The 12,858-nt window shown below is 45.0% G+C and carries 12 protein-coding genes and 1 pseudogene; 11 read left to right on the top strand and 2 right to left on the bottom strand.

Features of this window, described 5'->3' with window-relative positions:
- Positions 1-61: 61 nt before the first annotated feature.
- The 4 genes and pseudogenes from QFZ77_RS12120 (at position 62) to QFZ77_RS12135 (ending at position 4,498) form a co-directional block, all read left to right on the top strand.
- On the top strand, positions 62-1,360 hold the full coding sequence (locus QFZ77_RS12120; protein ID WP_307439741.1) for a homocysteine synthase: 1,299 nt from the start codon (positions 62-64) through the stop codon (positions 1,358-1,360).
- 568 nt (positions 1,361-1,928) lie between these two features.
- Positions 1,929-2,313, top strand: a pseudogene (locus tag QFZ77_RS38145) (M15 family metallopeptidase); the annotation flags it as partial.
- A 178-nt stretch (positions 2,314-2,491) separates the two neighbouring features.
- On the top strand, positions 2,492-3,511 hold the full coding sequence (locus QFZ77_RS12130) for a Gfo/Idh/MocA family protein (RefSeq protein WP_307439745.1): 1,020 nt from the start codon (positions 2,492-2,494) through the stop codon (positions 3,509-3,511).
- A gap of 30 nt (positions 3,512-3,541) precedes the next feature.
- Positions 3,542-4,498 carry an AraC family transcriptional regulator gene (locus QFZ77_RS12135; protein WP_307439746.1) on the top strand — a complete coding sequence of 319 codons (957 nt, stop codon included), beginning with the start codon at positions 3,542-3,544 and terminating at the stop codon, positions 4,496-4,498.
- A 51-nt stretch (positions 4,499-4,549) separates the two neighbouring features.
- Here the strand turns inward: QFZ77_RS12135 and mtnA are convergent, their stop codons facing one another.
- On the bottom strand, positions 4,550-5,641 hold the full coding sequence (gene mtnA, locus QFZ77_RS12140; protein WP_307439749.1) for an S-methyl-5-thioribose-1-phosphate isomerase: 1,092 nt from the start codon (positions 5,639-5,641) through the stop codon (positions 4,550-4,552).
- Positions 5,638-6,864: an S-methyl-5-thioribose kinase gene (gene mtnK, locus QFZ77_RS12145; protein ID WP_307439751.1), complete on the bottom strand. Its 1,227-nt coding sequence runs from the start codon at positions 6,862-6,864 to the stop codon at positions 5,638-5,640. The genes mtnA and mtnK overlap by 4 nt, the downstream gene beginning before the upstream one ends.
- Before the next feature lie 207 nt (positions 6,865-7,071).
- On the opposite strand from mtnK, the gene QFZ77_RS12150 reads away from it, so the two are divergent.
- The 7 genes from QFZ77_RS12150 to sufU all read left to right on the top strand — a co-directional run bounded on the left by QFZ77_RS12150 (position 7,072) and on the right by sufU (position 12,811).
- Positions 7,072-7,524: a Dps family protein gene (locus tag QFZ77_RS12150; RefSeq protein ID WP_307439753.1), complete on the top strand. Its 453-nt coding sequence runs from the start codon at positions 7,072-7,074 to the stop codon at positions 7,522-7,524.
- Between the two features lie 90 nt (positions 7,525-7,614).
- Entirely contained in the window at positions 7,615-7,785 is a 171-nt protein-coding gene (locus tag QFZ77_RS12155; RefSeq protein WP_307439755.1) for a hypothetical protein, read from the top strand.
- A gap of 429 nt (positions 7,786-8,214) precedes the next feature.
- Positions 8,215-8,784 (top strand): DUF1802 family protein, encoded by a 570-nt coding sequence (locus tag QFZ77_RS12160; protein WP_307439759.1) that lies wholly within the window; start codon positions 8,215-8,217, stop codon positions 8,782-8,784.
- A gap of 167 nt (positions 8,785-8,951) precedes the next feature.
- Positions 8,952-9,782 carry a Fe-S cluster assembly ATPase SufC gene (gene sufC, locus QFZ77_RS12165; protein ID WP_307439761.1) on the top strand — a complete coding sequence of 277 codons (831 nt, stop codon included), beginning with the start codon at positions 8,952-8,954 and terminating at the stop codon, positions 9,780-9,782.
- A gap of 89 nt (positions 9,783-9,871) precedes the next feature.
- Positions 9,872-11,167 carry a Fe-S cluster assembly protein SufD gene (gene sufD, locus QFZ77_RS12170; RefSeq protein ID WP_307439763.1) on the top strand — a complete coding sequence of 432 codons (1,296 nt, stop codon included), beginning with the start codon at positions 9,872-9,874 and terminating at the stop codon, positions 11,165-11,167.
- Complete coding sequence (locus QFZ77_RS12175) at positions 11,164-12,390, top strand: cysteine desulfurase (RefSeq protein ID WP_307439765.1); 1,227 nt, start codon at positions 11,164-11,166, stop codon at positions 12,388-12,390. The genes sufD and QFZ77_RS12175 overlap by 4 nt, the downstream gene beginning before the upstream one ends.
- Positions 12,377-12,811, top strand: coding sequence for a Fe-S cluster assembly sulfur transfer protein SufU (sufU, locus tag QFZ77_RS12180; protein ID WP_171642966.1), 435 nt, complete (start codon positions 12,377-12,379; stop codon positions 12,809-12,811). Before QFZ77_RS12175 ends, sufU begins: the two co-directional genes overlap by 14 nt.
- Positions 12,812-12,858: the final 47 nt, after the last annotated feature.

Below are 12,858 nucleotides of genomic sequence, written 5' to 3' on the forward strand. Positions count from 1 at the left end.
TGAGTTTGAGATAAAATGACTGCATTGATTCAATTTATACTTATCCTAGGAGGCATGTGCAATGTCAGATTCAGAACGCCAGTACTTACCGGAAACGCTAGCCATTCATGCGGGTCAACAGGTTGATCCAACGACTAATTCAAGGGCTGTACCGATTTATCAAACGACATCCTATGTGTTTAACGATACGGACCATGCTGCAAATTTATTTGCGCTCAAAGAATTTGGCAATATTTATACGCGTATAATGAACCCTACGACCGACGTATTCGAGAAACGGATTGCCGCGTTGGAAGGTGCCCCAGCCGCTCTTGCTGTAGCATCCGGTCAGGCAGCCATTACCTTCTCCATTCTGAACATTGCTGAGGTAGGAGATGAAATCGTTTCAGCTTCTTCCTTGTACGGCGGTACATATAATTTATTTTCAAATACATTGCCTAAACTAGGCATTAAAGTGAAATTCGTTGATCCGAGCAATCCGGAAAATTTCCGAGGTGCGATTACGGACAAGACCAAAGCCATTTACGCGGAATCGATCGGTAATCCAAAGGGGGATATTCTCGATATTGAGGCTGTAGCGGCTATAGCACATGAAAATGGAATTCCTTTGATTATTGATAATACATTCCCGAGTCCTTACCTGCTTAGACCGATTGAGCATGGGGCCGATATTGTTGTTCACTCCGCAACCAAATTCATTGGTGGACATGGAACAACAATTGGCGGCGTAATTGTAGATAGTGGTAAATTTGATTGGGCTGCAAGCGGTAAATTTCCTGGTTTGACAAAGCCTGATCCAAGTTATAACGGCGTTGTCTATACCGAGGCTGTCGGTCCAATTGCCTACATCATTAAAGCACGGGTTCAGCTGCTACGAGATTTAGGCGCTTCCTTATCTCCTAATAGTTCGTTCCTTTTATTGCAAGGGCTAGAGACACTACATCTGCGTTTGGAACGCCACAGTTCTAATGCCCTTAAGGTTGCTCAATTTTTAGAGTCACATGAATCCGTAGAATGGGTTAGTTATGCTGGCTTAGAAAGTCATCCTTCCTATAAACTTGCTCAGAAGTATTTGCCGAAGGGACAAGGCGCTATTTTGAGCTTTGGTATCAAAGGCGGTATTGAATCAGGCAAGAAGCTGATACATTCCGTTAAACTATTCTCGCATTTGGCGAATGTCGGAGATTCGAAGTCATTGATTATTCATCCTGCAAGCACGACGCATGCACAATTGAATGAGCAGGAACAAGTATCTGCCGGTGTGTCTCCTGGACTAATTCGATTGTCCGTTGGTACGGAAGCGATCGAAGATATTATCTATGATTTGGAACAAGCGATTGCATCAAGTCAAGGCTTGTAAAAGCAAAAGGAATTATTTTACGAATTCTAAACTTGTAACCTTACACGAATACGCATAAAATAGAAAAGGCTGTGATCTAGGTACAAAACCTAAAATTGCAGCCTTTTTAATTTGCAATGCAACTTTTACACGAGATTTGAAGTCTATTTCATGTGTACGTTTTTCTTATTTGAGGAGGCAACTAGAGATCATGAACAACAAGTCGAAATATACACTCGCCATACTTTTGGCGTTATTCATAGCAACAGGATGCAGCAGAGGGGAAGTAACTCCTTCAGGTAGTCCCACTGCAACGGCTACTCCGCCGGTTAGTTTGGGAAGTCCTACACCTTCTTCGAACCCTTCTCCATCGCCTTTAACAACACCGAAACCCTCAACAGTTCCTACGGCTTCCCCATCAACCTCTGCTGTTCCGCCAAAGAGCGGAGCTATCCAAGTTGTAGCCAAACCGGAGAGTATAACTGTTCTTGTAAATAAGCAAAATTCACTGCCATTGAGTTATGAGCCGACGGATTTAGTATATCCTGACATTCCATTTATTTTTGCTGAGAAAAATGAAAAACGTAAAATGCGTAAAGCCGCTGCCAGCGCGATCGAAAAGCTTTTTGCTGGAGCTGATAAGGACGGTATCCACCTTTCTGGCGTTTCGGCATATCGCTCTTATGCGACGCAGAAATCTCTTTTTCAGCGTTATGTGCTTAAAGACGGCGAAGAGAAAGCCAAAATGTACAGTGCTGTTCCTGGGACCAGTGAGCATGAAACTGGGCTAGCCATAGATGTAACGGGCAGTGACGGGAAGTGTGCGGCGGAAGATTGCTTTGCTGGAACCAAGGAAGCGAAATGGCTCGAAGCACATGTGGCGGAGTACGGGTTTATTATTCGTTACCCCAAAGGTAAAACAACGATTACCGGCTATCAATACGAGCCATGGCATATTCGTTATGTGGGTATAGATGTTGCGAAAGAAATGGTAGACAAAAGCTTGACAATGGAAGAGTACTACAATGCTGTGCCTGTAACCAAGTAGTAAAAGGTGTCACTATTTTGCACCTTATTCTGTCGCTAATTCGAAATTTATCAAGATGTTATGGCATGTTACAATGAATCCAAGTCACTTATTTGGAGGTTAACATGATTAGAGTAGCGATGTTAAGTTTTTGGCACGTGCATGCAAATGACTATGCAAAACAGGTAGAGGGGCATCCAGATACCCAGATTGTCGCGGTTTGGGATGAGCTTCCAGAACGTGGGCAAGCGGAAGCCGCGAAGCGCGGTGTGACCTTTTACACAGATCTAGCGGAGTTATTAGCAAATAAAGAAATTGATGCTGTTGTTGTGGATACACCGACCAACCTACACCGAGACGTAATGATCGCTGCCGCGAAGGCAGGTAAACATATTTTCACAGAAAAAGTCATTGCGCCAACTTTACATGAAGTTAATGAGATTCTGAATGCTGTTAATGAAGCGGGTGTGACATTGACAGTTTCATTGCCTCGTTTGAATCCAGCTTATACGTTAGCGATTCAAGAAATTGTCCAGAAGGAATTATTGGGCCAGATTACACTCGTTCGAACACGTTTATCACACAATGGCGGCATTTCCACGGATGCAAATCCAAGTGGTTGGCTGCCTGAGCATTTCTACAATGCAGAGCAATGTGGCGGAGGCGCCCTGATTGATCTCGGTTGTCATCCTATGTATTTAACTCGTTTATTGTTGGGGCTGCCTGAAGCTGTAAGCGCTTCTTATGGCTATGTAACAGGTAGAGAAGTTGAAGATAATGCTGTAGCAACCCTCCAGTATGCAAATGGTGCTCTTGGCATCGTAGAAGCTGGCTTTGTGAATGCATTTTCACCGTTTGTAATTGAAGTACACGGTACAGATGGCAGTGTGCTTTATTCCGACCATGATGGAAGAGTCTTGCTTCGTACGAAAAAGCTTGCAGATGCAAGCACGAAATGGGTGGCGTATGAGAATGGTCCAGAAGCGAAGCCTTCTGCATTTGATCAGTGGGTAGCTCATATTCAAAATGGGACAAAAGCGGTAGAAAATATTGGGCTCGCTGTGGATCTAACGAAGTTGATGGAGGCTTCTAATCGTTCCGTTGCAGCCAAACAGCAAGTGCGGCTTGATTCACTAACCCAGTAATTTTTACAGGTAAAAAAGGAGGGGCTACGGATGAGTCAGCCATTTTACTTTGAACCCATGCTCGAGAATCCAATGGCATTGGATCGCTTGGAGTTAAGCTTCCGGTGGGGTTCTTATGGACTTCGAGTACTGCGCTGTCATCTGACTTCCTTTCCTGCAGGAATGATCATAGATTTTCATCAACATTCCGAGTATGAAATCCATTACATCCCTTATGGCAAAGGCAGGGTGATTCTGGACGGCATCACGCATCCCCTTCAAGAAGGCATGCTTTATGTAACGGCACCAGGTGTTAGTCATCGCCAAGAGGCCGATGAGCGGGAAGCGATGGGTGAACTATGTCTGCATGTGGATATTGTAAAGCTGGATCAAGGTAATGATGAGCGAGGTTCTATGTCCGTCCCAGAAGCATGGGGAGAAGCTTGGGAGATTGCTGAGGCAGATGCATGCTTAAGGCAGCTGAGCGAGCTTCCTCATGTCCCTGCTTTAGATCGACAGGAAGCCATGAAGTGCTTTCTTATCGCCTATGAAGCTTGGCGAAGCAATCAGCTAGGGCAGTACACGATCATTAAGCAATCCATTGTGCAAATGTTGTTAAGGACAGTGGGAGCCTATAAGGCGGACCAGCAAGGGGTGAACCTGCCTGCACGTGATATGAAAAGCTACCGTTATCAGCTTGCTATTCAATTTATTGAGGATAACTTTCGCCGTCCTCTGACGCTTGAAGGAGTAGCTGAACGCTTACAGATCAGTTCAAGGCAGCTCCAACGCATCTTCAAGGAACAGGCGTGCATCTCGTTCAGTGAATACTTGGAGCAGGTACGTTTGAAACATGTTTGCAGCGAGCTGCTTCAAACCTCGTTGACCCTTGACAAAATTGCGGAAAGCAATGGCTTCGCATCTAGTAATTATTTGCACTATGTCTTTAAGAAAGCGCATGGTGTCACTCCGAATCAATATCGTGATCAACTATTGAATCATGTATAAAAGTAAAGGCTGTTCCCTCGTAGAGTGATCTACAAAGGGAACAGCCTTTTTTTATTTGAACAGCTTACGCAAGTTTTCCATATAAGGAGCTTGTATAATACCTTTTTCGGTAATAATTGCTGTCACATATTCATTAGGTGTCACGTCGAATGCTGGATTAAACACTTTTACCCCTACCGGAGCTGTACGTTTACCAAAGCCTTGGGTAATTTCATCCTCATGACGCTCTTCAATAGGGATGTCTCCGCCCGTCGGCGTATTCAGATCGATCGTGGAGAGTGGGCTCGCCACGTAGAACGGTATGCCGTGCGCTTTCGCTAGTACGGCTAAGCTGTAGGTGCCGATTTTGTTGGCAACGTCACCGTTAGCCGCTACACGGTCTGTTCCTACGATGACAGCCTGGATCCACCCCTTCGACATGACCGCGCCGGCCATGTTGTCACAGATCAGCGTCACGTCAACGCCTGCTTGCTGCAGTTCAAAGGCGGTCAGCCGTGCGCCTTGCAGCACCGGCCGAGTCTCATCCGCGAACACTTTGATGTTCATGCCTTTTTCCTTAGCCAAGTAGAACGGCGCTAGCGCCGTGCCGTACTTGGCTGTCGCTAAGCCCCCGGCGTTGCAGTGCGTCAGCACGCCGAACCCATCCTTGAACAGCGTAAGCGCATGTTCGCCGATAAGGCGGTTCGTTTCCTCGTCCTCGGCTTGAATCTTCTGCGCTTCCTCCAGGAGAGCTTCCTTGAAGGCAGCCGGGCTTACGCCCGCTGCTGCCAAAGCAACAGCCTGCGCTCGCATGCGATCGAGCGCCCAGAACAAGTTCACAGCTGTCGGACGAGATGTCGCCAGGTAGTCCGCTTGCTTCTGGACTTCCGCCAGAAGCCCGTCCAACTGAGCATCCACTTCACGGATGCCGAGGTATACCCCATACGCGGCGGCGATTCCTATCGCTGGTGCGCCGCGAACCTTCAAATGCCGGATCGCTTCCCACACCTCAATTGGTGTCTCCAGCGGCAAATACACAATCTCTTCCGGCAGCAGCCGTTGATCAAGAAGATCAAGCTGCTTGCCATTCCAACGCAAGGATTGCAAGGCACCTTGGTTCTCAAGGTTTTGCACTTCTAAATCTTTGTTGTTCGTGTTCGTCATAGGACAAATCCTCTTTCTGCAGCAGATTCTTGGGTGGCGATGGCAATAAGCTCATCGATAGATTTCACTTGACGATTGGTACGAATGAATGAAGTGCCAATGGCTAACGCCAAGCGCTGTGCACGCTCTCTTGCAACTGCATCTTCGATTTTATCAATATCAGCCACATGTGCAAGACCAACAATACGGCGCACCATTTTAGCTCCGGCGAATCCGACTGAGTCTTGGAGCAGATTGGCTAGGAAGTAGTTTTGATAGCCAGGTGTTTGAAATACACGATCTACGCCATGCTCATTCCATAACGCGCGGAAATTCGTTTCGAAATGGGTCCATACGTCCTTCACGGTTTGTAGTAAATACGCGCGATAGGAAGCACGGCTTTCAACATCCTTACTCCAGCCCTCTTGAGCAGCGAAATTGAGGAGCAGGTTCGCAAGTACAGCGCCAATATCGAAGCCCATCGGCCCATAGTAAGCGAACTCGGGATCAATCACCTTCGTGGAATCAGGTTTAATAAAGATACTTCCTGTGTGCAGATCGCCATGAAGGAGCGCTTGTGCACTCGTAAGGAATTTGTTGCGAAGGATAGCTACCTCAAAGTGAAGCTCGCTGTCCGCCCAAAGCTGTTCAGCCGCATCGCGGATGTGAGCTTCAATATTATTCGTTTCTGCATCGCGATACGGATCATCGAAGATTAAGTCTTCTGTAATTTTGCAAAGCTCGGGGTTGATGAAGCGACCCTGTTGGATTTTCTTTTCTTGTTGGTTTTTGCCTAGATCAGATGTGAAAAATAACGTATTTGCAAGAAAACGACCGATATGCTCAGCAAAGAGTGGGTATTGATTACGTTCAATTAACCCTCTGCGCATAATGATATGGTCACTCAGATCTTCCATCACGGTAAGCGCCAAATCAGCATCGTAAGCATAAACGTGAGGTACGAGGTCCGGATTCAAGCCTTCTTCTATCAAGAGCGCTTCACTTTCAATTCGTGCACGGTCCAATGTTAACGGCCAGGATTCGCCGACAACTTTGGCATAAGGAAGGGCTTGTTTTAAAATAATACTTTTTCCTGTAGCTGTTTCCGATATGCGAAAAACGAGATTTAAGTTGCCATCGCCAATTTCATGACTAGTTAAGTCAGAGCCCGGTTGAAACAGATTTGGAATATGACGTGCGTATTCAATGGCTTGGGCTTCACTTAAAGGATGATAAGTGGACATGTAGTAACCTCCTATGATTCATTGGATTTAATTCCAACTAACTTACTATGTTTTAATCGTCTTTTCCTAGTATAAGACAAAATGTAGCCGCTTGAAATACTAACTTTGGAAATGTTGCACAAATTACATAAAATAAGTGCTTCTAACGTAAATTAACGCGTACATGAACAGAAAATAACAGAGTATTAAAAGATCAGGAGGCTTACTATGGTGACAACGTCCTTAACACAATCTATCCAAATTGTTCTGAATAAGCAAATTGCAAACTGGGGTTTACTTTATGTCAAGCTGCACAACTTTCATTGGTATGTGAAAGGCAATCAGTTTTTCACGCTGCATGTTAAATTTGAAGAGCTTTATAATGAAGCTGCCCTTCACGTGGACGAGCTGGCTGAACGGTTGCTTTCTATCGGTGGCCAGCCGGCAGCTACAATGAAAGCTTTTATAGAATTATCGTCCCTAAAAGAGGCCTCAGGTACAGAAACCGCTACGAAAATGGTCGAAGCTGTTATCGAAGATTTCACGTTCCTTACGCAAGAATTAAAAGCTGGCATGCAGGCTTGTGAAGAAGTTCAAGATGACACGACGTCCGACATGCTTCTAGCTATTCAAACTTCCTTGGAAAAGCACCGCTGGATGCTTCAGTCATTCCTAGGATAATCAATATTTACAAAATCTTTAACCTGACCAAACATGTGGTTGATGAAACTTGGCTATACTTGAAGCAAAAGAGTTCTGGAGGATGTCATTGTGATGAAAATCCTGAATCTGCTGCTTGTTGTGGCCGCTTGCTTCTTTTTGCTCCTGATCGCTTTCGATGCAGACTCGCCTAGCACGGCTGCTGATCCTAATCCCATGAAACAAAATCAAGACCAGTTTACCCGTATGCAACCAACGTATTACGCTGAAACTTCGAAATAAAAGAGAGTAAAGGGGTGGCCCCAGTGTAAGTAAGGCCATCCCTTTTTATGTTGTCTCGAGTTTTGCCGTTTACTTACATGATGTTTGTCTGTAGATCAATTCCCCGATGATCTGTCCTCAGCCAATATTTACAATCCCGCTCTAGCAAATTTGATTTTAGAGTCATTCAGCTTTCGTGAGGGTAGATGGGCTATAGTCATCGAGCAACCTCAATTGAGCATATATGACCATTGAGCCCGATTTAAGACACCTCAACATAGAGCAATATTGTATAAATGAATCATCGATCTCTAACGTCCGATAGAAAAGTAAAGGATCATAGAAACGGGACTTTCTAGGTTTAGCCAGATGTCTTGATGTCACATTGTTTTGCTTCCTTATATTCCTTATAATAAATAAGATTAATGAGGAGAACGAGGTGTTTGCGTCATGGGGAAACCAAAGGCCCTGAAAGAATGGGCATCGGCTGTTAAAGCATTGGAAGATGGAACGCAAATTTTTATTATGCGCAAGGGAGGAATTGTTGAGGAAACAAAAGATTTTCAAGTGGAATCCTCTGATTTCTTTCTCTATCCAACGTATGAACACCAGAGAAAAGAATTATTGAAGGAAGATTATCGCGGGGTTATCGATGAATCCCTCATAGGCTGGAGTGCAGACGATACACACGTAACGATTAACAGCTTTGCTCGAATGGTTGAAGATATTGAGGTCAGTGATCAAGAGCAGTTGAATAAACTGTATCCTTTTCACATTTGGACGGAAAATTTCACGGAAGAAAGATTAAAGTGGAAACGCAAAAATCCGCTTCATATCATGCTGTTAAGGGTATATACATTGGTACAACCCTTGCAAATTCCGATCGAACAAGCCTATATAGGCTGCAAATCATGGATTGAGCTTGGAACTGATATACCGGAAGAGTCTTCCTTGGTTCCAGTCTTGAGTAATGAGGCGTTTGCTGCGATGGTTGCTGAAATTAAGCATACTTTGGCGTAATTAAAAGGTTGCATTTTCAGAAAATGACCTTCTTTTTCATGCAAATGCCCTTTCTTGATTTAACATAGTAAGTTATAATAGAATTATTCTAATGAGAATCAATGATAATCATTTGAAATGGTTGTCATTTATCTTGTACATTCAAACACATTATGGAGGCTTAAGAAATGGCGAATTCATCAACATTTACAATAGACGGTCTAAAAGCGAACGTCGAAGGAAAGGAAATTTTGAAGGGTCTTAGCCTGGAAATCAAAGGCGGAGAAATTCATGCCATCATGGGACCAAACGGTACAGGTAAAAGTACATTGGCTTCTGCTCTGATGGGGCACCCGAAATATGAAGTAACTGAAGGTTCTGTAACCTTAGACGGTGAAGATGTTCTAGAAATGGCTGTTGATGAGAGAGCACGTGCTGGTTTGTTCTTAGCTATGCAATATCCAAGCGAAATCACGGGCGTAACGAACGCTGACTTCTTGCGCAGCGCAATGAACGTTCGTCGCGGTGAAGGCAACGAAATTTCGTTGATTAAGTTCATTCGTCAAATGGAAGCGAAGATGAAGCAGTTAGAAATGAACCCTGAGTTCATGCACCGTTACCTGAACGAAGGCTTCTCCGGTGGTGAGAAGAAACGAAATGAAATTCTTCAAATGCTTTTGCTTGAACCCAAATTCGTTATTTTGGATGAAATTGACTCCGGTCTTGACATCGATGCATTGCGTATCGTAGCTGAAGGTGTTAATGCTATGCGCAGCGAAGAGCGCGGCTTCTTGATCATTACGCATTACCAACGGTTGCTGAATTACGTTAAACCTGATTTTGTACATGTTATGATGCAAGGTCGTATCGTGAAATCCGGTGGTCCTGAGCTTGCAGAGCGTCTGGAAGCGGATGGTTACGATTGGATCAAAGAAGAACTCGGTATCGTGGATGAAACTGTTGGTCAAGATACGGAAGAATTCAAAGTTCCAATGAACACGCCTGGACCGAAGTACTAAAGGAGAAGAGACTTTGGTCAACGACCCAAGGTCCCAGAAAGGAGAGACTTTGATCTTCGGATCAAAGATCCCTATAAATGGAGGAAACCATGAGCATTCAAACAACACTTTCCATAGATACTAATGCTATCATCGAGCTCTCCCGCAGCAAACAAGAGCCGGAGTGGGTGACTGCCCTTCGTATAGAAGGGTTAGCGTTAGCGAATTCTTTGGAATTACCTACGCTAGAAAAGACGAGAATTGACCGTTGGAGCATCTCCTCCTATGGTTCCTATAAATTGCAAGCCCCTTTGACATCCCTCGATGCTTTACCCGAAGTTGCCAAAGGATTAGCCAATTCCGAAAACTTGATCGTGCAACGCAACTCCGGTATCGTGTTCAACCAAGTATCGGCGGAATTGAAACAGCAAGGCGTTATTTTCACCGATTTGGAAACTGCAATTCGTGATCATGCGGATTTGGTGAAGTCATACTTCATGAAAGCTGTAGAAGCCAACGAAAATCAATTAACAGCTTTGCATGCTGCTCTATGGAACGGTGGCATTTTCATCTATGTACCGAAAGACGTTCGAGTGAGCCTTCCGCTGCAAGCGTTATTTGTAACCGATGATGCCGAAGCGACTTTTGCACCACATGTCTTGATTGTTGCTGAACAGTTTAGTTCAGTTACTTATGTAGATAATTTTGTATCTTCCGTATCAGGTGTTCCAATGGTCCAAAACGGGATCGTTGAAGTATTCGTGAAGCCAGGTGCGCGCGTTAACTATGCATCCGTTCATAACTTGGAAGAGTCCGTTACGGACTTGACTTACCGCCGTGCGATCATCGAAAACGATGCGAGCATTCAGTGGGTAGTTGGTGAAATGAACTACGGCAACACCCTTTCTGATACAACGTCGATCCTCAAAGGCAAAGGTTCCGACTCCGATGCTAAAGTGATCTGTGTAGGAACTCAGGAGCAGAAGTTGAACTTGACAACACGCGCTGTTCATTGGGGCAAAGCATCGACAAGCGACATGATTACTCGTGCCGTAATGAGAGATGGCTCCACAGCGATCATCAACGGGATTACGAAGATCGAAAAAGGCGCAACAGGCTGTAACGGTCAACAAACAGAGAAAGTGCTTATGCTCAGCCCGAAAGCGCGCGGCGACGCGAATCCGATTCTTCTTATTGATGAGGATGATGTTAAAGCTGGTCATGCGGCGAGTGTTGGCCAAGTAAATGCTGAGCAAGTTCACTATCTGATGTCTCGTGGGATTACGAAGGAAGAAGCTCAGCGCTTAATTATTTACGGATTCTTAGCTCCAGTCGTTTCCGAAATTCCAATTAAGAGCGTTGAAGTACAGCTGCAAAGCTTAGTGGAGAGGAAGCTGGGACAATGAATACCTCGGAGATACGTGAACTTTTTCCCATTCTGAAGCAAGAAGTGAACGGTCATCCGCTGGTGTACTTGGACAGTGCTGCAACTTCCCAGAAGCCTATTCAGGTGATTGAAGCACTGAAGCACTATTATGAGTGGGACAATGCGAACGTTCACCGCGGGGTTCATACCCTAGGTTCCCGTGCAACGGATGCGTACGAAGGAGCCAGAACCAAAGTGGCTAAGTTCATCGGTGCATCCAGTGAGCAGGAAATCATTTTCACTAGAGGTACGACAACGGCGATCAACATTGTAGCAAGCAGTTATGCGAAATCCGTATTGTGTGAAGGCGATGAAATCGTCCTTACACCGATGGAGCATCACAGCAACTTGATTCCATGGCAGCAAGCTGCCAAGGCAACAGGCGCTATTTTAAAATATATTCCTTTACAGCCTGATGGTTCGATTTCGCTTACAGATGTTGAAAACACCATAACCGATCGTACGAAAATTGTTTCGGTTGTGTATGTATCCAACGTTTTGGGTGTCGTAAATCCGATCAAAGAAATCGCCCAAATCGCCCATAAGCATGGAGCGAAGATGATGGTCGATGGCGCACAAAGCACACCACATATGAAGGTGGATGTACAAGATTTGGATTGCGACTTCTACGCGCTTTCCGGTCACAAGATGTGTGGCCCTACCGGAATCGGGGTATTGTATGGAAAGAAGGCCTTGCTGGAGAATATGGAGCCCGTTGAATTTGGCGGCGAGATGATTGATCATGTGGATCTCTATGAGTCAACATGGAAAGAACTGCCTTGGAAGTTTGAAGGTGGAACACCAATCATCGCTGGAGCTGTTGGCCTCAGCGCGGCAATCGATTTTCTACAAGAAGTCGGTATGGACAATATTTATAAACACGATATTCAGCTCACGAATTATGCAATGGAGCGTATGACCCAGATCGAAGATCTGGTTGTCTATGGCCCTACTGCGAATCGTGCAGGACTCGTAACGTTTAATCTAGGCGATGTGCATCCTCATGATGTGGCAACCGTTCTGGATGCGGAAGGAGTTGCTGTGCGTGCCGGTCACCATTGCTGTCAGCCTTTAATGAGATGGCTTGAAGTGAGTTCTACGGCTCGTGCAAGCTTCTACCTATACAATACGGAAGCGGATATTGACCGACTTATGTTGGCCTTACAAAAAACAAAGGAGTACTTCGGCCATGCAATTGGATGATTTATACCGTAGAGTGATTATGGATCACTATAAAACACCGCGCAACCGTGGGAAGTTTGAGTCTGGCGAAGCAGTTACCATTGATCTTAATAACCCGACCTGTGGTGATAAGATTTCCCTGCAGATGCAGGTAGAAGATGGTATCGTGAAGATGGCTAAATTCACAGGTGAAGGCTGTTCGATTAGCTTATCCTCTGCATCCATGATGACGGATGCGGTCAAAGGTAAGACCATCGAAGAGGCGCTGAAGATGGCTGATGGTTTTTCTGGCTTGATGAAGGGCGAACCTGTCGAATTTGAATATGAAGATATTGAGGCGTTATCTGGGGTAAATAAATTCCCAGCACGTATTAAATGTGCAACCCTGGCATGGAACGCACTTCGCAAAGGGATTGAACATTCTCAAAAAACCGATAATTAACGCAAAAGCGATGCATAGATTAGAAATTTGCTGCACAAAAATTCTAA

This window comes from Paenibacillus sp. V4I3, from assembly GCF_030817215.1.
In the GTDB taxonomy this organism is placed as follows: Bacteria; Bacillota; Bacilli; order Paenibacillales; family NBRC-103111; genus Paenibacillus_E.

Coding starts and splice junctions, on each gene's coding strand:
- QFZ77_RS12120 (WP_307439741.1), top strand. CDS start 62: ATGTCAGATTCAGAACGCCAGTACTTACCGGAAACGCTAGCCATTCAT.
- QFZ77_RS12130 (WP_307439745.1), top strand. CDS start 2,492: ATGATTAGAGTAGCGATGTTAAGTTTTTGGCACGTGCATGCAAATGAC.
- QFZ77_RS12135 (WP_307439746.1), top strand. CDS start 3,542: ATGAGTCAGCCATTTTACTTTGAACCCATGCTCGAGAATCCAATGGCA.
- mtnA (WP_307439749.1), bottom strand. CDS start 5,641: ATGACGAACACGAACAACAAAGATTTAGAAGTGCAAAACCTTGAGAAC.
- mtnK (WP_307439751.1), bottom strand. CDS start 6,864: ATGTCCACTTATCATCCTTTAAGTGAAGCCCAAGCCATTGAATACGCA.
- QFZ77_RS12150 (WP_307439753.1), top strand. CDS start 7,072: ATGGTGACAACGTCCTTAACACAATCTATCCAAATTGTTCTGAATAAG.
- QFZ77_RS12160 (WP_307439759.1), top strand. CDS start 8,215: ATGGGGAAACCAAAGGCCCTGAAAGAATGGGCATCGGCTGTTAAAGCA.
- sufC (WP_307439761.1), top strand. CDS start 8,952: ATGGCGAATTCATCAACATTTACAATAGACGGTCTAAAAGCGAACGTC.
- sufD (WP_307439763.1), top strand. CDS start 9,872: ATGAGCATTCAAACAACACTTTCCATAGATACTAATGCTATCATCGAG.
- QFZ77_RS12175 (WP_307439765.1), top strand. CDS start 11,164: ATGAATACCTCGGAGATACGTGAACTTTTTCCCATTCTGAAGCAAGAA.
- sufU (WP_171642966.1), top strand. CDS start 12,377: ATGCAATTGGATGATTTATACCGTAGAGTGATTATGGATCACTATAAA.